Here is a 21,089-nt window from a genome sequence, read left to right as displayed (position 1 = left end):
GCTAAAGAAAGACTTCCCCGGAAACACTATTCCCCTGAATTCAAAATGGAACTGGTCAGGCTGGCTCTTGAAGAAGAAGGCAGTATTGCCGCACTGGCCCGGAAACATGACGTCAATGATAACCTGCTCTTTAAATGGATAAGGCTCTGGCAGCGTGAAGGGCGGGTCTGTCGGCCCCGAAAAAACTCATCGTCGCTTCCTGCCCTGATACCCGTGCAGCTTCAGGCGGGCTCTTCTCTCCCAACCTTCGAACTACCATCCTGCTCTCCTCCCGCTACCTGCCACATAAAATGTCGGGGAGGAGAAATAACACTGACTCATCCCTCTGCTGAACTCATGAGCACTGTCCTGCGCGAACTGATGCGGGGGCCGGTATGATAAATCTTCCCGCAGGCACAAAAATCTGGCTGGTTGCCGGTATCACCGATATGCGCAACGGCTTCAATGGCCTCGCCGCAAAGGTGCAGACCGCGCTGAAAGATGACCCGATGTCCGGCCACGTCTTCATCTTCCGGGGACGCAGCGGCAGTCAGGTAAAACTGCTCTGGTCCACCGGCGATGGTCTGTGCCTGCTGACAAAGCGACTGGAACGTGGTCGCTTCGCCTGGCCCTCAGCCCGCGATGGCAAAGTGTTCCTGACGCCGGCGCAACTGGCGATGCTGATGGAAGGTATCGACTGGCGACAGCCAAAGCGGTTACTGACATCCCTGACCATGTTGTAGCGCTCTTTATCCTGGTTGTCGCAGAATAAGCCTGGTAAAATACAGGCTTATGAACGATACCTCTTCTGACGACATCCTTCTGCTGAAACAGCGCCTGGCCGAACAGGAAGCGTTGATCCACGCCCTGCAGGAAAAGCTGAGCAACCGGGAACGCGAAATAGACCATCTGCAGGCGCAACTGGATAAGCTGCGCCGGATGAACTTCGGCAGTCGTTCCGAAAAGGTATCCCGCCGTATCGCGCAAATGGAAGCTGACCTGAACCTGCTGCAGCAGGAAAGCGATACGCTGACCGGCCGGGTGGATGACCCGGCAGTGCAGCGCCCGCTGCGTCAGACCCGCACCCGCAAACCGTTCCCTGAGTCACTCCCACGGGATGAGAAGCGGCTGCTGCCGACTGAGCCGTGTTGCCCGGAGTGCGGTGGTTCGCTGAGTTACCTGGGTGAGGATGCCGCCGAACAGCTGGAGCTGATGCGCAGCGCCTTCCGGGTTATCCGGACAGTCCGTGAAAAGCATGCCTGCCGTCGGTGCGATCGCATCGTTCAGGCCCCGGCTCCTTCGCGCCCCATCGAACGGGGGATCGCCGGACCGGGGCTGCTGGCCCGAGTGCTGACCTCAAAGTATGCAGAGCACACACCGCTGTATCGCCAGTCGGAGATCTATGCCCGCCAGGGTGTAGTGTTGAGTCGTTCTGTACTGTCGGGCTGGGTGGATGCGTGTTGTCGTCTGCTGGCACCGCTGGATGAAGCCCTTCAGCACTATGTCCTGACCGACGGCAAACTCCATGCTGACGATACGCCTGTCCCGGTGCTGTTGCCGGGCAATAAGAAGACGAAGACCGGGCGCTTATGGACGTACGTTCGAGACGACCGCAACGCCGGATCAGCGCTGGCCCCCGCAGTGTGGTTCGCTTACAGCCCGGACAGAAAAGGTATCCACCCTCAGACCCATCTTGCAGGCTTCAGTGGCGTACTGCAGGCTGATGCCTACGCCGGGTTCAACGAGCTCTACCGCGACGGCCATATAAAGGAAGCCGCGTGCTGGGCCCATGCCCGCCGAAAAATCCACGATGTTCACGTCCGTACCCCGTCAGCCCTGACGGAGGAGGCGCTGAAACGGATCGGCGAGCTGTATGCCATCGAGTCGGAGCTCAGAGGTAAAAGAGCAGAGGAACGGCAGGCAGTCCGGCACCAAAAAGTGCTGCCGCTGCTGGCGTCACTGGAGGGGTGGCTGCGGGAGAAACAGAAAACCCTCTCAAGGCACTCAGAACTGGCGAAGGCGTTCGGGTATGCGCTGAACCAGTGGCCGGCGCTGACCCGCTATGCAGAAGATGGCTGGGTGGAGGTGGATAATAACATTGCCGAAAACGCCCTACGACTGGTCAGTCTGGGGAGAAAAAACTGGCTGTTCTTCGGCTCGGATCATGGTGGTGAGCGCGGTGCGTCACTGTACAGTCTTATCGGGACGTGCAAATTAAACGGCGTGGATCCGGAACGCTATCTGCATCATGTACTTGATGTCATCGCCGACTGGCCTGTGAACCGGGTGGGTGCTCTGCTCCCGTGGCGGGTTACTCTGCCTGCCTGACCAGCTTCACTTCGTCAATACGGTTCTCACTGCACGCTTACAGTGAAAACGATAAAAAAAATTAATCCGGCAGACGGGGCCACGTCGCGGTCCCGTTATCAGTCCAGGTATCGTTCGTAGTCTCTGACATGCGCAAAGGCATGCTGTTCGAGTTTGTTATCAGCGGGTGCCGCTGCCCGGAACGCCAGAGAGTTAACAGGGTTGTTATTGATGACCAGCTCGTAATGCAGATGAGGACCGGATGAACGTCCGCTGTTACCGGATAACGCAATAGCACCTCCCCGTGTAACCCTGGCCCCTTTAGTAACGAGTATTTTATTGAGGTGGAGATAGCGAGTTTTAACACCGGCTTTTCCCGTTACTTCAACAAAATATCCCATGGTACTGTTGTATTCGGCCCGGGTGATTTTTCCGTCGATGACGCTGACTATTTTCGTGTTCATGGGCATGGAATAATCAATGCCATTATGGGGACTCACTTTTCCCGATACCGGGTTAAGTCTTGCAGGATTGAAAGGCGAACTGAGTCTTGCTGTGGCCGGTAACGGATAATCGAGACTGCCTTTCCCGGAAGTATCGGAAAGGTTATAGAACTTTTTATCTGATATACGATACGCCGTGTAATTAAATGAACCGGACGTAAATTTATAGGCCACGACACGTGATTTTCCCGCTTTCTTTTGCAGTACGAGTTTTAATGATTCATTTTTTTTCAAATGCCGCAGATTAAACCGGGAAGGCAAGGAGCGCTGAAGAGTAGCGATCTCGTTCGATTCCAGCCCCGAGCGGGTGGCTGAAAGGTAGGCATTTTCTTTTACGACATCGGTAGAATACATTTACTGGAATTCGCCGTTAGCATGAACACTGCGGCGTATGCTAGGGGTTTTCAGGAGGCGTGTCATCTGTCAGTTAATCGGGAGCACCGTTGATGGTCGTCATTTTTGTAACATATCTTGTTTCCCGTTTGCTCCTGAAGCTCTGGGAACTGTATGACCAGCCCGACGGTGATGATTAACGGGACTGAAACAGGTTACGGCAGAGCAATATGGGGCTCATGTCCTGCTACGTAACCCGTCAGTAAAGCCCTGCTGCGCACCTGACGCTAAGCACTAACCCGCCTGCAGTTACCTGGTCGAATACAGCCCGCGAAGCTTTCTTGCCTGCGTCTGATGTGCTTCCGCACCGGCATTATTGACCTGCTCATGCACGAGAGCGGCTTTTTCTCCGGCATTCAGTTCGTTAAAAGAAGAAGACGAGGTCTTTGAATTTGCATCACTGCCGGACAGCATTTTTTTATGTTCCTCAATCATTTTCTGATGCGCATAGGACGCGCTGTTGTTCATAAATGAATGAGCAACAATGGCCCTTTCATGTTCATTCATTTCAGAGAATGAGGGCGTGTTGTTTTTATTAACCCTGTCCGGTAAGTTTTCATGCGTCGAGGAATTCACATGACTGACGGCTGAGGCATTATTAACAAATCGATGTGCTTCATGGGCAATATCACTGGACTGAGCAAAAGCTGCCCCACAAAATAAAGCTGTAAACGCAGTGGTCGTGATTAATATATTCATGTGTAATTACCTTCTGAGGTACATAAAAGATGTCCTTATGATCATATATAAAAATAATCAACCTGTGGGGAAGATGACGTAAATGTAATACAGCTATGTACATTACACGATTGTAATGAATTTGTTTCTTAAGGTGTGCTAGATTCATTTCATTGTAAGTGGATGAACCAGTAATTTAATTTAAATCGGTTCTCGAATTCTGTCAGTAACCATACTTTAAATAAGGGAATGCGCATGCTGTTGAAAACGTCTCGACGAACTTTCCTGAAGGGGTTAACCCTCTCTGGCGTAGCCGGAAGTCTTGGCGTATGGAGTTTCAATGCGCGTTCCAGTCTGAGCCTGCCAGTTGCCGCATCCCTGCAGGGTACTCAGTTTGACCTGACCATTGGTGAAACGGCCGTCAATATCACGGGCAGTGAGCGTCAGGCCAAAACAATCAATGGAGGCCTGCCGGGGCCCGTTCTTCGCTGGAAAGAAGGTGACACCATTACCCTGAAGGTCAAAAACCGTCTTAATGAACAGACGTCCATTCACTGGCACGGCATTATTCTTCCGGCCAATATGGATGGTGTTCCGGGGCTGAGTTTTATGGGCATAGAGCCTGATGATACCTACGTTTACACCTTTAAGGTTAAGCAGAACGGGACTTACTGGTACCACAGCCATTCCGGTCTGCAGGAACAGGAGGGGGTATACGGTGCCATTATCATCGATGCCAGGGAGCCAGAACCGTTTGCTTACGATCGTGAGCATGTGGTCATGTTGTCTGACTGGACCGATGAAAATCCTCACAGCCTGCTGAAAAAATTAAAAAAACAGTCGGATTACTACAATTTCAATAAACCAACCGTTGGCTCTTTTTTCCGCGACGTGAATACTAGGGGGCTGTCAGCCACCATTGCCGATCGGAAAATGTGGGCTGAAATGAAAATGAATCCGACTGACCTCGCGGATGTCAGTGGCTACACCTACACCTATCTCATGAACGGGCAGGCCCCGCTGAAAAACTGGACCGGACTGTTCCGTCCCGGTGAAAAGATACGCTTACGGTTTATCAACGGCTCGGCAATGACCTATTTCGATATCCGTATCCCCGGGCTGAAAATGACGGTCGTGGCTGCAGATGGCCAGTATGTAAACCCGGTTACCGTTGACGAATTCAGGATTGCCGTTGCCGAAACCTATGATGTCATTGTGGAGCCTCAGGGTGAGGCCTATACCATCTTCGCACAATCCATGGACAGGACCGGTTACGCTCGAGGGACACTGGCCACGAGAGAGGGGTTAAGTGCTGCCGTTCCCCCCCTCGATCCCCGTCCTCTGTTGACCATGGAAGATATGGGTATGGGGGGAATGGGACATGATATGGCAGGAATGGACCACAGCCAGATGGGAGGCATGGATAACAGCGGAGAGATGATGTCTATGGACGGTGCTGACCTTCCGGATAGCGGGACATCCTCCGCGCCCATGGATCACAGCAGCATGGCCGGTATGGATCATTCCCGGATGGCCGGAATGCCGGGTATGCAAAGTCATCCTGCGTCAGAAACGGATAACCCACTGGTTGATATGCAGGCGATGAGCGTCTCTCCGAAATTAAATGATCCGGGTATTGGTCTTCGAAATAACGGAAGAAAGGTTCTCACGTACGCGGATTTGAAAAGCCGCTTTGAGGATCCTGACGGACGTGAACCTGGCCGTACCATAGAACTGCATTTAACCGGCCACATGGAAAAGTTTGCCTGGTCATTTAACGGAATCAAGTTTTCAGATGCCGCACCGGTGCTGCTGAAATACGGTGAGCGGCTCAGGATCACGCTGATCAACGATACCATGATGACTCACCCCATTCACCTGCATGGTATGTGGAGCGATCTGGAAGATGAAAACGGTAATTTCATGGTTCGTAAACACACAATAGATGTTCCCCCTGGTACAAAACGCAGTTACAGAGTGACAGCAGATGCGCTTGGCCGCTGGGCGTATCACTGCCATTTGCTCTATCACATGGAAATGGGAATGTTTCGTGAAGTCCGGGTGGAGGAATGATGCGAATGAAGAGAAATTTGAAGGCCATACCTGTTCTGGTCGCCGGTTTGTTTACCTCACAGCTTTCTATTGCGGCGGGCTCCGTCTCTGCAGATCCCCACGCCGGGCACGACATGTCTGCCATGCAGATGCCAGCAGATGAGAATTTCACTGAGATGACGTCAATGGAGCCCATTGTAACTGAGAGCAGAACGCCAATTCCGCCTGTTACCGATGCCGACCGGAAGGCTGCATTCGGCAATTTACAGGGGCATGCGATTCACGACAGTGCGATTAATTATCTGGTTCTGCTGGATCAACTGGAATGGCAACGGTCGGATAACACCAACAATTTCAGCTGGAGTGTTAACAGCTGGATTGGAGGCGACACAGATCGGATTTGGCTAAAGAGTGAAGGTGAACGAAGCAATGGGGAAACGGAGGCGGCTGAAGCGCAGTTACTCTGGGGACATGCGGTTGGCCCATGGTGGGATTTGGTTGCGGGTGTCAGGCAGGATTTCAGACCTGCTTCTGCCCGGACCTGGGCTGCTGTCGGTTTTCAGGGGCTGGCACTCTATAATTTTGAGTCTGAAATTACGGGTTTTGTCAGTAATGGCGGAAAAGCAGCCCTTCGTCTGGGAGGAGAATACGACGTTTTACTGACTAACCGGCTCATACTCCAGCCATCCTATGAGGTGAATTTCTACAGTCAGGATGATGAATCGCGGGGTCGCGGCAGGGGACTGACTGACACAGAGCTGGGGCTCCGGCTGCGCTATGAAATACGCCGTGAGTTTGCACCCTATATAGGCGTTTCCTGGAATCAACTTTACGGGAAAACATCCGATATGGCGAAAAGAGAAGGTGAGAAAGACCATCAGGTAGTATTCCTGGCGGGAGCCAGAATCTGGTTTTAACGCACTGATATAAAACACTCAACTAAACAGGTAAATAAAATGTCGATTTTAAATAAAGCCATTCTTACAGGTGGCCTCGTTATGGGCGTTGCTTTCTCTGCTATGGCCCATCCGGAATTAAAAAGCTCTGTGCCACAGGCTGATTCAGCCGTAGCGGCCCCGGAAAAGATTCAGCTTAATTTCTCGGAAAATCTGACCGTGAAATTCTCAGGTGCAAAATTAACAATGACGGGTATGAAAGGCATGTCATCACATTCTCCGATGCCGGTCGCGGCAAAAGTGGCGCCAGGCGCTGACCCTAAATCGATGGTCATTATTCCGCGAGAGCCTTTACCCGCTGGCACTTATCGTGTTGACTGGCGCGCGGTTTCTTCAGATACGCACCCTATTACCGGTAATTACACCTTTACAGTGAAGTAATATTATGAACGACCTGATTATGATTGTTATTCGTTTTCTTCTTTATCTGGATTTGATGGTAATATTTGGATTGCCATTTTTTCAGATATATGGAATAAGTGGTGTCAGACATGAAACCTATAACCTGACTAATTTCAGGTCGTTTATAACCTTTGCTGTTGTTACAGGCATCATTCTTACTGGCATTAATATGCTCCTGGTATCTAATGCCATGAGTGGAGTAACTGACCTCAGAGAATTATCCATCCATGTTATCGAGATGGTGATAGAAGAAACTGATGTGGGTATTAGCTGGATTGTCAGGCTCTGTGCCCTGTTTACCACACTCGGTGCTTTGTTCCTTTACACTAATAAGAGAGTATTGTCCTGCCTGCTGATGACGATGAGTGGGGGCGTGGCGCTGGCCACACTTGCCTGGGGAGGACACGCCGTTATGCATGACGGTCTGCATTACTATCTCCATTTACTGAGCGATCTGACCCATCTCGGCGCTGCAGGTGCCTGGACAGGTGCTCTGGTTGCATTTGCTATCCTGCTGATGCGCAGAAACGAGCATAATGCACAGAGCGTCATTGTGATATCTGACTCCCTGGCAAAATTTGCCACGGCAGGAACGGTGATTGTTGTAGCCCTGATCCTGAGTGCGCTGGTCAACTATCTGTATATTGCTGAGGGTAACTTAACTCCCTTATTCAACAGTTCCTGGGGGAGGATATTGCTTGCCAAGACGGCTCTGTTTGTTCTGATGCTTCTTCTGGCTGCAGCAAACCGGTTTCACCTGGGGCCCCGGCTTGAAGTTATGGTCAGGGAAGGGAATTATGATCGCAGCGTTGCCCTGATGCGAAACAGCATCCTGACAGAATTCGTTGTTGCGATTATCATTCTGGGCGCCGTAGCGTGGCTCGGAATGCTTGCTCCGTCTCAGGTCAGCTAGGGGACAGCCAAAGCTCATGCGTGAGATTTTTACTTTCATATCAGCGAGTTGACCATGCAGCGTATTTTAATCGTTGAAGACGAACAAAAAACAGGTCGTTACCTGCAGCAGGGACTGGTTGAGGAAGGCTATCAGGCCGATCTCTTTAATAATGGCCGCGATGGTCTCGGGGCCGCGTCGAAGGGACAGTATGATTTGATAATACTGGACGTGATGCTGCCTTTCCTCGACGGGTGGCAAATCATCAGCGCACTGAGGGAGTCCGGGCACGAAGAACCGGTCCTGTTTTTAACCGCAAAGGACAACGTGCGGGACAAAGTGAAAGGACTGGAGCTTGGCGCAGATGACTACCTGATTAAGCCCTTTGATTTTACGGAGCTGGTTGCACGTGTAAGAACCCTACTGCGCCGGGCACGCTCGCAGGCCGCAACAGTCTGCACCATCGCCGATATGACCGTTGATATGGTGCGCCGGACCGTGATCCGTTCGGGGAAGAAGATCCATCTCACCGGTAAAGAATACGTTCTGCTTGAGTTGCTGCTGCAACGCACCGGAGAAGTGTTACCCAGGAGTCTTATCTCGTCCCTGGTCTGGAACATGAATTTTGACAGTGATACGAATGTGATTGATGTCGCCGTGAGACGTCTGAGAAGTAAAATTGATGATGACTTTGAGCCAAAACTGATCCATACCGTTCGCGGTGCCGGATATGTCCTGGAGATCAGAGAAGAGTGAGGTTCAAAATTTCCCTGACCACACGCCTGAGCCTGATTTTTTCTGCGGTGATGCTTACGGTATGGTGGTTATCAAGTTTTATCCTGATTAGCACCCTTAATGGCTATTTCGATAATCAGGACCGCGATTTTCTGACAGGTAAACTTCAGCTCACCGAAGAGTTTCTTAAAACAGAGACGTTCCGGAACAAAACGGATATTAAGTCATTATCAGAAAAAATAAACGATGCGATGGTAGGGCACAATGGTTTATTCATTTCTATAAAAAACATGGAAAATGAAAAAATTGTTGAACTCTATGCCAAAAATTCTGTTGTTCCAGCGGTCCTGCTTAATAAGTCGGGTGATATTCTCGACTATATGATCCAGACGGAAGAAAATAACACCGTGTACCGCAGTATCTCGCGGCGGGTTGCCGTGACGCCGGAACAGGGTAAAAGCAAACATGTCATCATTACGGTTGCCACGGATACTGGGTATCACACCCTGTTTATGGACAAACTCAGTACCTGGCTGTTCTGGTTCAATATCGGTCTGGTCTTTATTTCTGTTTTTCTGGGCTGGCTGACCACACGTATTGGTCTGAAACCGTTACGGGAAATGACCAGTCTGGCTTCCTCCATGACTGTACACAGCCTGGATCAGCGTCTAAATCCCGATCTGGCTCCGCCGGAAATCTCTGAGACCATGCAGGAGTTCAATAATATGTTTGATCGCCTGGAGGGGGCATTCCGGAAACTGTCAGATTTCTCGTCTGACATCGCGCATGAGCTGCGCACACCAGTCAGTAATCTGATGATGCAGACGCAGTTTGCACTGGCTAAGGAAAGGGATGTTTCGCATTACCGCGAAATTTTATTCGCTAACCTGGAAGAACTGAAAAGGTTGTCACGAATGACCAGTGACATGCTTTTTCTGGCACGTTCAGAGCATGGTCTGCTGCGGCTGGATAAACATGATGTGGATCTGGCAGCCGAACTGAATGAATTACGTGAGTTGTTCGAGCCCCTGGCAGACGAAACAGGAAAGACAATCACGGTTGAAGGAGAGGGCGTTGTTGCCGGAGACAGCGATATGCTCCGACGTGCTTTCAGTAACCTGCTTTCCAATGCAATCAAGTATTCTCCCGATAACACCTGTACAGCGATACACCTTGAGCGTGACAGTGACTGTGTGAACGTGATGATTACGAATACGATATCCGGCCAGGTTCCCGCTAATCTGGAACGTTTGTTTGACCGGTTCTATCGCGCAGACTCATCAAGGTTCTACAACACGGAAGGCGCGGGGCTGGGATTATCAATTACAAGGTCGATCATTCATGCTCACGGCGGCGAGCTGTCAGCAGAACAGCAGGGGCGGGAAATTGTGTTCAGTGTGCGTCTGTTAATGGATTAATACCGTTATTCAGGAGAAACCCGGAAGGTGACAAAAATGTCATCGTTCAGTCACGCGATAAACAGAGGCGGTTTTTTATAATCAGCCATAAATCAGGACAGCGTGATAATTCAATCGCCCGGTTCCTGGCGTGATGATCAACCAGCCCTGAGATCAAATGCTTTCTCTGTTATAAGCATTGATTGTTCGGGTATGAAAACACCGGAGACCCAACCATGAAAAAGATCCTTGTATCCTTTATTGCCATGATGGCTGTCGCTTCATCTGCCTGGGCTGCAGAGACAATGAACATGCATGACCAGGTAAATAATGCCCAGGCGCCTGCCCATCAGATGCAATCATCCGCTGAAAAAAGTGCAGTTCAGGGGGAGAGCATGAAAATGATGGATATGAGCGGTCACGATCAGGCCGCAATGTCCCATGAAATGATGCAAAACGGCAATTCTGCTGCCCATCAGGACATGGCTGAAATGCATAAAAAAATGATGAAATCCAAGCCAGCAGCTTCTAACGAAACAGCAAAATCATTTTCCGAAATGAACGAGCATGAGAAAGCCGCTGTTATGCATGAGAAGGCGAATAATGGTCAATCTTCCGTTATTCATCAGCAGCAGGCTGAAAAGCATCGCAGCCAGATCACCCAGAATTAACCCGCAGCTCCACTTGTTAGACCCTCATTTGACGCCGAAGTCACTGGCTTACGCTCCCGTCCGGGAGCGTTTTTTTCCCATATATCAAACTTTAACTCTGAAGAGGTGGAAGTATCTGACCAACACTGTCACGTAACGCCAGATAACTACAAAAACACCTTTTTCCTCCTGTAAATTGCAGTTCCTGCAAGAACATCAAGGCATAATGTTGGAACAGCGTGTGATACACACTTAGTATCATGTTTTGTATGTGTTTTTTTTAAAAGTTTACAACTTTAAAGTCTTTTTCAGGTTAAAGGATACAACTTTAATGTCTCTACACAACTGATCGTGGTTGCCATACTGGGGACGTCTCAGAAAACGGAAAATAAAGCACGTTAAGCCCATTGCAGACTCTAGATATTGACGAGTACGTCGGGTTTTCTCTTGTTTGAGTTGCCTCTTGTGGTAAGATAGTAATCAATTACTATCTTACCAGGAGTGCTCGTGGACACCCATCCAAAGCATCTGCCGGCCGATGAACGTCGTGCCGTAACTGTCGAGTCCGTCGTGGCGCTTGCCGGTTCACAAAACCCAAGCGAGATAACCACTGCGGCTATCGCTAAACACATGAACTTGACCCAGGGTGCGCTGTTTCGGCACTTCCCGAACAAGGAAGCCATTTGGCAGGCGGTCATGGAGTGGGTAGCAGAGCGCCTATTAGCCAGAATCGATCGATCCGCACAAGGAATCGAGTCGCCCTTGGCAGCCATGGAGGCGATGTTCATGAGTCATATCGAATTCGTAGCTGAGCACCCAGGCGTGCCAAGAATGATGTTTGGTGAGCTTCAGCGTGCCGAATCGACACCGGCCAAGCGCATGGTGCAAACCTTGATTCAGCGCTACGGCGAACGTTTGCATCGTCTCATCGAGAAAGGCAAGGCCAGCGGCGAGTTGTCTCCCTCGCTTGACAACGAGGCGGCGGCAACGCTGTTCATTGGCACGATCCAGGGCTTGGTCATGCAATCGCTGTTGGCGGGTGATGTGGGACGTATGCACCGCGATGCGCCGCGCGTCTTTGCAATTTATCGGCGTGGCATAAGGAGTGCGCAATGAAAAAGTTACCCTTGCAAGGCCGCACCCTGGCACTGCTTGCCGTCATCATTCCTTTGCTGGTGCTTTTTATTTATGTCGGTCTGCGATCAGGGCCGCTCGCCCCGGTCGCTGTGACGGTGGCAAGCGTGGAATCACAGGCTATCACACCGGCGCTGTTCGGCATCGGCACGGTGGAGGCGCGCTACACCTACAAGATCGGACCGACGTTTGCCGGGCGCGTCAAACGCCTGGAGGTGCATGTAGGCGACCAGGTCAAGGCCGGACAGGTGCTCGGCGAGATGGAGCCGGTCGACCTTGATGATCGGGTGCGCTCACAGGAGTCTGTATTCAAGCGGGCGGAAGCGGCTTTGCGCGAGGCAGAAGCCCGGCAAGCCTACGCGCAAACCCAGGCGCGCCGCTATGAGCAATTGTTTGCGGTGCGCTCGACCAGCGAGGAAATCGTCACCACCAAGCGGCAGGAACTGCAGATCGCCGATGCCGCCCTATCCGCCGCTCGGGAAGATATTGCCCGGGCACGCTCCGACCGCGAAGCACTCGTCGCGCAGCGGAGCAATCTGCGCCTGATCGCGCCGGTCGACGGTGTAGTCGCCGTGCGCGATGCCGATCCCGGCACGACCATCGTCGCGGGCCAGGCCGTGGTGGAAGTGATCGACCCCAAGAGTTTGTGGATCAATGTGCGCTTCGACCAGATCAGCGCATCGGGGCTGGCTGGGGGGCTGCCGGCTCATATCGTCCTGCGTTCGCGTGGTGGCCAGACCTTGAAAGGTCGCGTGCTGCGGGTGGAACCCAAGGCCGACGCGGTAACCGAGGAAACGCTTGCCAAGGTGACATTCGATAACAAACCAGAACCTTTGCCACCAGTGGGTGAACTGGCCGAAGTCACGGTTGACTTGCCGGCGCTCCCGGCCGCTCCACTGATCCCCAACGCTGCCGTCCAGCGTGAAGGCGATAAAGTTGGTGTCTGGCAAATCGTGGATGGTGATCTGCATTTCTCCCCGGTCAAGCTCGGCACTTCCGACCTCAATGGTTACGTGCAGGTGCGCGAAGGGCTCAAGAATGGGGACCAGGTTGTGACCTATAGCGAAAAGGCACTGACGGCGCGCAGCCGCATCCATGTGGTCGAGCATATCCCGGGAGTTTCACGATGATCAGCCTGGCCGGCCGCGACATTCTCCATGCCTGGGGGAAATTCGTCTTCACCGGCATCGGTCTGGGTCTGCTGATCGGCGTCACCCTAGTCATGGCTGGGGTGTACCGAGGCATGGTGGACGACGGCAAGGCGTTGCTCGACAACAGTGGCGCTGACCTTTGGGTGGTGCAAAAGGATACTCTGGGTCCTTATGCGGAGTCGTCCAGCCTCAACGATGACGTGTATCGCGCCATTCTCGCCATGCCGGGAGTCTCACAGGCAGCGAACGCGACCTACCTGACCATGCAGGTACGCAAGGGCGAGAGTGATGTACGCACCATGGTGGTCGGCATCGCGCCCGGTGCGTTGGGGGCTACACCCGGATGGCCTCCTTATCTCGTCGCTGGACGCCAGATCACGCGCGGTCACTACGAGGCTGTGGCCGACATCGCCACCGGCTTCAAACTGGGAGATCGTCTTGCCATTCGCCGCAATCATTACACCGTCGTGGGGCTGACACGGCGCATGGTGTCGTCCAGCGGCGACCCGATGGTATTCATTCCGCTCAAAGATGCCCAGGAGGCCCAGTTCCTCAAGGACAACGATGCCATCTGGCAAAGCCGGCGTCGCACCGAAGCCAACCCGGTCTTCAATCGACCCGGTGATCCAGGTTTGCTGGATGCCGTGATTGCTTCACAGAGCAGCAACGCGTTCGTCAATGCCGTGCTGGTCACTCTGAAACCTGGTCATGCGCCGGACGAGGTTGCCGAATCCATCCAGCGCTGGAAGCGTTTGACGGTCTACACCCGGGCACAGATGGAAGACATCCTCGTCGGCAAGCTGATCGCCACCTCGGCCAAGCAGATCGGCATGTTCCTTGTGATTCTGGCCATCGTTAGCGCGGCCATCGTTGCCTTCATCATCTATTCGCTGACGATGGACAAAATCCGTGAGATCGCGGTGTTGAAGCTCATCGGCACACGCAACCGAACCATCGCCGCGATGATCATGCAGCAGGCGCTCGCCCTGGGCGTGATTGGCTTCGTGGTCGGCAAGATCACAGCCACCTTTTCAGCACCGGCTTTTCCAAAATATGTCCTGCTCACGCCAATGGATTCTGTCGCCGGTTTTTTTGCCGTGCTCGTGATCTGCGTTCTAGCTAGCCTCGTCGCCATTCGCATAGCACTCAAGGTCGATCCGGCCGAAGCCATTGGAGGTTGAGATGAGTGGCAAAGGGATACACATCGAAAGTTTAAGCAAGCGGTATGGCGATGGTGACACCGCTGTCTTTGCCTTGAGAGACGTGAATATGCATGTTGCGCCTGGTGAAGTGGTGGGACTGATCGGCCCTTCCGGGTCCGGCAAGAGCACGCTGCTCAAGTGTCTGGGTGCGGTGATCGAACCGACCGCCGGTCGCATGACGCTGGGCGATGAAGTGATCTACGCCGATGGCTGGAAAGTCCGCGACCTGCGCGCCTTACGGCGTGACAAGATCGGTTTCGTTTTCCAGGCGCCGTACCTGATTCCGTTTCTCGATGTCACCGACAACGTGGCGCTGCTGCCGATGCTTGCAGGCGTCGCGAATGGAGAGTCGCGCGCGAAGGCACTGGAATTGCTCACAGCGCTTGATGTGCAACACCGAGCTCGCGCAATGCCCTCGCAACTCTCCGGTGGCGAGCAGCAACGGGTCGCCATCGCGCGCGGACTGGTCAATCGTCCGCCGGTGATCCTGGCCGATGAACCCACTGCGCCGCTGGATTCCGAGCGCGCCATGGCTGTAATCCGCATCCTCAACGACATGGCCCGGAAGTTCGAGACCGCCATCATCGTCGTCACCCATGACGAAAAGATCATCCCCACATTCAAGCGCATCTACCACATCCGCGACGGCGTGACCCATGAGGAAGCTGGCGAAGGGCGGGAGTTCGAATGAGAGAACGATTGAATTACAGGAGAATTTCATGACCCACCGCAAACACAGCCACGCATTTGGAACTATCACCCTGACCGTTACGGCCTGCCTGCTTTTATGGGGTTTTCAGTTGCCAGCTTGGGCTGGTGACGCTACCCAGGTTGAGCCACTGGCGCTACGCAAGATCATGCAGGAACTCGGGCGCAACATGCAGGCTATTACCGGTGCGATTTCGCAGGAGGAATGGGTTCAGGTCGTTCAGCTCGCCCCAAAAGTTGCTGCACACCCCGAGCCACCGCTTACTGAAAAAATGCGCATCCTTGCTTACCTCGGCGCTGATGCGACCAAGTTCAGAAACTTTGACGCGCAGACTCACGAGGCGGCGCTGGCCATGAAGCTGGCTGCTGCGAGCAGCGACGGCAAGGCGGTGACCCAATCATTCGCCCACGTGCAGGAAAGCTGCTTGGGCTGCCACCAAGCTTTCCGTAAACCTTTCGTGGAGCATTTTTATGGAGCACGCTAAAACATGCCAGCGCCCCATCAGCCTCGAAAGACGGCTTGCGGCAACTTACCTGGTAGCTGGTCTGGTCACCGCCGGCCCTGATTTTCAGCGTCCCACCGCACCCGATGTGGCTCGCTACACTGCAACACCGGTAGCTGATAGAACCGTGTCCGCTCCCACGCAGTTCGGCGAAACACAACGTCTAGTCGAAGGGCTTCCGATCGAAACGCAATGGTGGCAAAGCTTGGGTTCATCCGCACTCGACGGACTGATAAACGAAGCTTTCCATGTCAGCCCGACGCTGGCGAGCATCAGCGCCAATTTGCGACAGGCGCAGGAGCTTCTTGCCGCACAGGCGGGCTCGACGCAATATCCACAGGTAGATGTCGCACTGGGATCTCAGCGCCAGCAAATGAGTCCCAGTAGCCAAGGGTTGAGCGGAGACGCACGTCAATTCAGCCTCTACAACGCCAGCGTTGGCGTGCATTACAACCTCGATCTGGCTGGCGGCAACCGGCGCGCACTCGAAGCCTTGGCTGCTCGCGCCGACTACCGTCGCTTCGAACTGAATGCTGCGCGCCTGGCCCTTGCCGGCAACATGGCAACCGCTGCCATTACCCGAGCACGCCTCGCCGCGCAACTAGAAGCCACTACTGCCATTTTGCGCGTGCAGGATGAGCAACTGCGCCTAGCCCATGAACGCGTGCGTATCGGTCAGGCCTCACCTGATGAAGCGTTGAGCCTACAAGCTCAGGCGGAGCAAACGCGGGCAGAACTGCCTGCGCTGCGTAAACAACTGCAACAAACCGAACATCTACTGGCGGTGCTAGCCGGTCGTGCCCCAGGCACGGGTGGCATCCCGGCCTTCACTCTGGCCGATTTCACTCTACCCGTCGAGATGCCGCTCGTCGTGCCCTCAGAACTGGTGCGCCGCCGACCGGATATCCAGGCGTCAGAGGCGCTGTTGCATGCGGCCAATGCAGACTATGGTGTGGCTGTCGCCAAGCTCTACCCACAGATCAACCTGAGCGCCAACCTTGGTTCTCAGGCGCTGACCACCGGTGCCCTGTTCGGTGGTGGCTCGGCAGTGTGGGGCCTGGTTGCGCAGCTCACCCAGCCTCTTTTTAATCCAGGGCTACCCGCTGAAAAAAGAGCGGCGCTCGCCGCTTTTGATGCCGCCGTAGCCAATTACCAGAGCGTCGTATTGGAGTCTTTGCGTAACGTCGCCGACACCCTGCGCGGTGGAAAGCGATGCACAAACTTTGACTGCCCTCGCTGCCGCTGATATGGCTGCACAGGCCTCCTTGCAGTCGGTCGAGCGGCAATACCGGCTGGGCGCGGCCAGCTACCTGCAACTGCTCATCGCGCAGCAACAGGCACAGTCAATCCGGATCAATATGGTTGCGGTCCAGGCACAACGCCTAGTCGATAGTGTTGTTTTATATCAGGCCCTGGGAGGTGGTGTCAGTTAAGACTATACCCTAACCTGATGTCAGATGTTGATGTCATTTTCAGAAGACGACTGCACCAATTGACGGGGCGTAACGCCAGGTGTGCAGTCGGCTCCTGACCACGCAATATCAGAAGTCATCTGCACCAATCTCGACTATGCTCAATACTCGTGTGCACCAAAGCGAGGTGTGAGCATGGCGTCAGACACATTACCAATTGCCGAGCAGGGCGTGGCCACCCTGCCCGATGCGGCATGGGCACAGGCCCGGCACCGGACCGAAATCATCGGGCCGCTGGCAGCGCTTGAAGTGGTTGGGCATGAAGCCGCCGATGCCGCTGCTCAAGCGCTGGGCCTATCCAGGCGGCAGGTGTATGTCCTGATCCGGCGTGCCCGGCAAGGTGCTGGGTTTGTGACGGACCTGGTTCCCGGCCAGTCCGGCGGCGGAAAAGGCAAGGGACGCTTGCCGGAATCAGTTGAGCGCATCATCCGCGAGTTGCTGCAAAAGCGCTTCCTGACCAAGCAGAAGCGTAGCCTGGCGGCGTTCCACCGCGAGGTCGCGCAGGCTTGCAAAGCGCAAAAGCTACGGGTGCCGGCGCGCAACACTTTGGCCCTGCGGATCGCCGGCCTCGACCCGCTCAAGGCCACTCGCCGCCGGGAAGGTCAGGATGCGTCCCGCAGCCTGCAAGGTGTCGGTGGTGAGCCTCCCGCCGTGACCGCGCCACTGGAACAAGTGCAGATTGATCACACGGTCATCGACCTGATCGTGGTGGACGAGCGCGACCGGCAACCGATTGGCCGTCCGTATCTGACCATCGCCATCGACGTGTTTACCCGCTGCGTGCTCGGCATGGTCGTCACGCTGGAAGCGCCGTCATCTGTTTCGGTCGGCCTGTGCCTTGTGCATGTCGCCTGCGACAAGCGTCCCTGGCTGGAGGGTCTGAATATAGAAATGGATTGGCCGATGAGCGGCAAGCCCAGGCTGCTCTACTTGGACAACGCGGCCGAGTTCAAGAGCGAGGCGCTGCGCCGTGGCTGCGAGCAGCACGGCATCCGGTTGGACTATCGTCCGCCAGGGCAGCCGCACTACGGCGGCATCGTGGAACGGATCATCGGTACGGCGATGCAGATGATCCACGATGAATTGCCAGGGACGACCTTCTCCAACCCTGACCAGCGCGGGGACTACGATTCCGAAAACAAGGCCGCCCTGACATTGCGTGAGCTGGAGCGCTGGCTCACGTTGGCGGTGGGCACCTATCACGGCTCTGTGCACAACGGCCTGCTTCAGCCGCCGGCGGCGCGCTGGTCAGAAGCCGTGGCGCGTGTCGGTGTACCGGCTGTCGTCACCCGCGCCTTGGCTTTTTTGGTCGATTTCCTGCCCATCATTCGCCGTACTCTGACTCGCACCGGCTTTGTCATCGACCACATTCACTACTACGCCGATGCGCTCAAGCCGTGGATAGCTCGGCGCGACCGCTTGCCTGCGTTCCTGATCCGGCGCGACCCGCGCGACATCAGCCGCATTTGGGTGCTGGAGCCGGAGGGGCAGCACTATCTGGAAATTCCATACCGCACCTTGTCGCACCCGGCTGTCACCCTCTGGGAACAACGACAGGCGCTGGCGAAATTGCGGCAGCAAGGGCGCGAACAGGTGGATGAGTCGGCGCTGTTTCGCATGATCGGCCAGATGCGCGAAATCGTGTCCACCGCGCAGAAAGCTACGCGCAAGGCGCGGCGCGACGCGGATCGACGCCAGCATCTCAAGGCAACGGCAGTTCTTTTCAAAACCACGCCACCACCGGACGCGGACATGGCTGACCCGCAGGCAGACAACCAGCCACCTGCCAAACCGTTCGACCAGATTGAGGAGTGGTAGCCGTGGAAGAATATCCCATCATCGACTTGTCCCACCTGATGCCGGTGGCCCAGGGCTTGGCCCGTCTTCCGGCGGACGAACGCATCCATCGCCTTCGCGCTGACCGCTGGATCGGCTATCCGCGAGCAGTCGAGGCGCTGAATCGGCTGGAAGCCCTGTATGCGTGGCCGAACAAACAACGCATGCCCAACCTGCTGTTGGTCGGTCCAACCAACAACGGCAAGTCGATGATCGTCGAGAAATTCCGCCGCACCCACCCGGCCAGCTCCGACGCCGACCAGGAGCACATTCCGGTACTGGTCGTGCAGATGCCATCCGAACCGTCGGTAATCCGCTTCTACGTCGCGCTACTTGCCGCGATGGGCGCGCCATTGCGCCCGCGCCCACGGCTGCCGGAAATGGAGCAATTGGCGCTGGCACTGCTACGCAAGGTCGGCGTGCGCATGCTGGTGATCGACGAATTGCACAACGTCCTGGCCGGCAACAGCGTCAACCGCCGGGAATTCCTCAACCTGCTGCGTTTCCTCGGCAACGAGCTGCGCATCCCGCTGGTCGGGGTCGGCACACGCGATGCCTACTTGGCGATCCGCTCGGACGACCAGTTGGAAAACCGCTTCGAGCCGATGATGCTGCCGGTGTGGGAGGCCAACGACGATTGCTGCTCACTGCTGGCCAGCTTCGCGGCTTCGCTCCCGCTGCGGCGACCCTCGTCGATTGCCACGCTGGATATGGCCCGCTACCTGCTCACGCGCAGCGAGGGCACCATCGGCGAGCTGGCGCACCTGTTGATGGCGGCGGCCGTCGCTGCCGTGGAGAGCGGTGAGGAAGCGATCAACCATCGCACGCTCAGCATGGCCGATTACACCGGTCCCAGCGAGCGGCGGCGGCAATTCGAGCGGGAACTGATGTGAAGCCAGCGCCACACTGGCCACTGCATCCGGCACCCAAGGAAGGCGAAGCCCTGTCCTCATGGCTCAACCGGGTCGCCGCCTGCTACCAGATGGACGTGCACGAGCTGCTGGCCCACGATCTTGGTCACAGCCAACTTGATGACCTGGATACCGCACCATCCTTGTCGTTGCTGACGGCGCTCTGCCAGCGCAGTGGCGTCGAGCTGGAGCGGTTGCGCAGCATGAGTCTTGCAGGCTGGGTGCCGTGGCTGCTCGACAGTCTCGACGATTCGGTACCAGCAGCCTTGGAAACCTATACATTCCAATGCGCGGTGCTCCTGCCCAAGCGCACCCGCAAGGTGCGGTCCATCACTCGCTGGCGTGCCTGGCTACCGAGCCAGACGATTCGCCGGGCGTGTCCGCAGTGTCTGAACGATCCAACGAATCAAGCTGTGCTACTCGTCTGGCAGCTCCCCTTGATGCTGAGCTGCCCGCAGCATGGCTGCTGGCTGGAGTCCTACTGGGGCATGCCCGGCCGGTATCTTCAGTGGGAAATCGCCGATGCTGCGCCGCGCCCTGCCGATGACGCAATCGCCTGCATGGACCGGCGCACCTGGCAGGCGCTGACGACGGGTTTTGTGGAGCTGCCGCGTCGGCGTGTCCACGCCGGCTTGTGGTTCCGGCTGCTGCGCACCCTGCTTGATGAGCTGAACACGCCGCTCTCGCACTGCGGCAGTTGCTCGGCGAGCATCCGCCATGTCTGGGAGCGCTGCGGCCATCCGCTGCGCGCCGGGCAGAGTCTGTGGCGTCCCTACGAGATTCTGGCCCCGGCGGTGCAGTGGCAGATGCTGGAGGCGGCGGCCACCGCCATCACGCTGATCGAGTCAAAGGCGCTGATCCCGCGCGGGGAACAGGCCGCGCTGTTTCAGACGGAGCCGCACACTGGTTTCACCAACGGCCTGCCGGCGAAGGTGCCGAAGCCGGAACCCATCAACCACTGGCAACGAGCAGCCCAGGCCATCGATGAGGCCATCATTGAAGCGCGACACAACCCGGAGACGGCCCGCTTGCTGTTCACACTGGCGTCCTACGGGCGACGCGACCCCGAATCCCTGGAACGTTTGCGCGCCACGTTCACCAAGGAGGGCATCCCGCCGGAGTTTTTGTCACATTACGAGCCTGAATGGCCGTTTGCAGGTCTTAGACTAAATGACGGGTTAAGTGACAGTTTTTGACGGCGAGAACTTTCTGGCTCACACTGTCACAT

21 protein-coding genes are annotated in these 21,089 nt (G+C 55.3%); 19 read left to right on the top strand and 2 right to left on the bottom strand.

Features of this window, described 5'->3' with window-relative positions; genetic code table 11:
• Positions 1-374 precede the first annotated feature (374 nt).
• Positions 375-722 carry an IS66 family insertion sequence element accessory protein TnpB gene (tnpB, locus tag HV334_RS20520; RefSeq protein WP_000609174.1) on the top strand — a complete coding sequence of 116 codons (348 nt, stop codon included), beginning with the start codon at positions 375-377 and terminating at the stop codon, positions 720-722.
• A 49-nt stretch (positions 723-771) separates the two neighbouring features.
• Positions 772-2,307, top strand: a complete 1,536-nt coding sequence (locus HV334_RS20515; protein ID WP_001000406.1) for an IS66 family transposase — start codon at positions 772-774, stop codon at positions 2,305-2,307.
• 98 nt (positions 2,308-2,405) lie between these two features.
• Here HV334_RS20515 and HV334_RS20510 read toward each other — a convergent pair whose 3' ends face one another.
• On the bottom strand, positions 2,406-3,143 hold the full coding sequence (locus HV334_RS20510; protein WP_000287502.1) for a peptidoglycan DD-metalloendopeptidase family protein: 738 nt from the start codon (positions 3,141-3,143) through the stop codon (positions 2,406-2,408).
• Positions 3,144-3,431: 288 nt separating this feature from the next.
• Positions 3,432-3,881, bottom strand: a complete 450-nt coding sequence (locus tag HV334_RS20505; RefSeq protein ID WP_001023257.1) for a copper resistance protein — start codon at positions 3,879-3,881, stop codon at positions 3,432-3,434.
• A gap of 234 nt (positions 3,882-4,115) precedes the next feature.
• Here HV334_RS20505 and pcoA point away from each other — a divergent pair, with 234 nt between their 5' ends.
• From pcoA to HV334_RS20425, 17 genes are all read left to right on the top strand, one after another.
• Positions 4,116-5,933, top strand: coding sequence for a multicopper oxidase PcoA (gene pcoA / locus HV334_RS20500; RefSeq protein ID WP_000925242.1), 1,818 nt, complete (start codon positions 4,116-4,118; stop codon positions 5,931-5,933).
• Between the two features lie 5 nt (positions 5,934-5,938).
• Complete coding sequence (pcoB, locus tag HV334_RS20495) at positions 5,939-6,829, top strand: copper resistance outer membrane transporter PcoB (RefSeq protein ID WP_001378118.1); 891 nt, start codon at positions 5,939-5,941, stop codon at positions 6,827-6,829.
• A 39-nt stretch (positions 6,830-6,868) separates the two neighbouring features.
• Positions 6,869-7,249, top strand: a complete 381-nt coding sequence (gene pcoC, locus HV334_RS20490; protein WP_000025662.1) for a copper resistance system metallochaperone PcoC — start codon at positions 6,869-6,871, stop codon at positions 7,247-7,249.
• 55 nt (positions 7,250-7,304) lie between these two features.
• Entirely contained in the window at positions 7,305-8,183 is an 879-nt protein-coding gene (gene pcoD, locus HV334_RS20485) for a copper resistance inner membrane protein PcoD (protein ID WP_229692861.1), read from the top strand.
• A 54-nt stretch (positions 8,184-8,237) separates the two neighbouring features.
• Positions 8,238-8,918, top strand: coding sequence for a copper response regulator transcription factor PcoR (gene pcoR, locus HV334_RS20480; RefSeq protein ID WP_001188930.1), 681 nt, complete (start codon positions 8,238-8,240; stop codon positions 8,916-8,918).
• Complete coding sequence (pcoS, locus tag HV334_RS20475) at positions 8,915-10,315, top strand: copper resistance membrane spanning protein PcoS (protein WP_006785898.1); 1,401 nt, start codon at positions 8,915-8,917, stop codon at positions 10,313-10,315. The genes pcoR and pcoS overlap by 4 nt, the downstream gene beginning before the upstream one ends.
• A 215-nt stretch (positions 10,316-10,530) precedes the next feature.
• Positions 10,531-10,965, top strand: a complete 435-nt coding sequence (gene pcoE / locus HV334_RS20470; protein ID WP_038633679.1) for a copper resistance system metallochaperone PcoE — start codon at positions 10,531-10,533, stop codon at positions 10,963-10,965.
• Between the two features lie 486 nt (positions 10,966-11,451).
• Positions 11,452-12,060, top strand: coding sequence for a TetR/AcrR family transcriptional regulator (locus tag HV334_RS20465; RefSeq protein WP_004393990.1), 609 nt, complete (start codon positions 11,452-11,454; stop codon positions 12,058-12,060).
• Positions 12,057-13,208 (top strand): efflux RND transporter periplasmic adaptor subunit, encoded by a 1,152-nt coding sequence (locus HV334_RS20460; protein WP_022652304.1) that lies wholly within the window; start codon positions 12,057-12,059, stop codon positions 13,206-13,208. The genes HV334_RS20465 and HV334_RS20460 overlap by 4 nt, the downstream gene beginning before the upstream one ends.
• Entirely contained in the window at positions 13,205-14,410 is a 1,206-nt protein-coding gene (locus HV334_RS20455; RefSeq protein ID WP_022652303.1) for an ABC transporter permease, read from the top strand. The genes HV334_RS20460 and HV334_RS20455 overlap by 4 nt, the downstream gene beginning before the upstream one ends.
• Before the next feature lies 1 nt (position 14,411).
• Complete coding sequence (locus HV334_RS20450; RefSeq protein WP_004393997.1) at positions 14,412-15,122, top strand: ABC transporter ATP-binding protein; 711 nt, start codon at positions 14,412-14,414, stop codon at positions 15,120-15,122.
• Between the two features lie 28 nt (positions 15,123-15,150).
• A complete protein-coding gene (locus HV334_RS20445) occupies positions 15,151-15,624 on the top strand; it encodes a cytochrome c (RefSeq protein ID WP_016236502.1) in 474 nt (157 codons plus the stop codon).
• Positions 15,611-16,888, top strand: a complete 1,278-nt coding sequence (locus HV334_RS20440; RefSeq protein WP_249415037.1) for an efflux transporter outer membrane subunit — start codon at positions 15,611-15,613, stop codon at positions 16,886-16,888. Before HV334_RS20445 ends, HV334_RS20440 begins: the two co-directional genes overlap by 14 nt.
• A gap of 1 nt (position 16,889) precedes the next feature.
• Positions 16,890-17,075: a TolC family protein gene (locus HV334_RS25395; protein WP_249415036.1), complete on the top strand. Its 186-nt coding sequence runs from the start codon at positions 16,890-16,892 to the stop codon at positions 17,073-17,075.
• A gap of 174 nt (positions 17,076-17,249) precedes the next feature.
• Positions 17,250-18,932 carry a DDE-type integrase/transposase/recombinase gene (locus tag HV334_RS20435; RefSeq protein ID WP_045291308.1) on the top strand — a complete coding sequence of 561 codons (1,683 nt, stop codon included), beginning with the start codon at positions 17,250-17,252 and terminating at the stop codon, positions 18,930-18,932.
• A gap of 2 nt (positions 18,933-18,934) precedes the next feature.
• The gene (locus HV334_RS20430; protein WP_000393453.1) at positions 18,935-19,843 is read left to right on the top strand and encodes a TniB family NTP-binding protein; all 909 of its coding nucleotides are present in this window, start codon (positions 18,935-18,937) and stop codon (positions 19,841-19,843) included.
• A complete protein-coding gene (locus tag HV334_RS20425; RefSeq protein WP_036991834.1) occupies positions 19,840-21,057 on the top strand; it encodes a TniQ family protein in 1,218 nt (405 codons plus the stop codon). The genes HV334_RS20430 and HV334_RS20425 overlap by 4 nt, the downstream gene beginning before the upstream one ends.
• Positions 21,058-21,089 lie beyond the last annotated feature (32 nt).

This window comes from Citrobacter sp. RHBSTW-00944 (assembly GCF_013615435.1).
GTDB lineage: Bacteria > Pseudomonadota > Gammaproteobacteria > Enterobacterales > Enterobacteriaceae > Citrobacter > Citrobacter braakii.
This window is presented reverse-complemented; position numbering and strand designations above follow the sequence as displayed.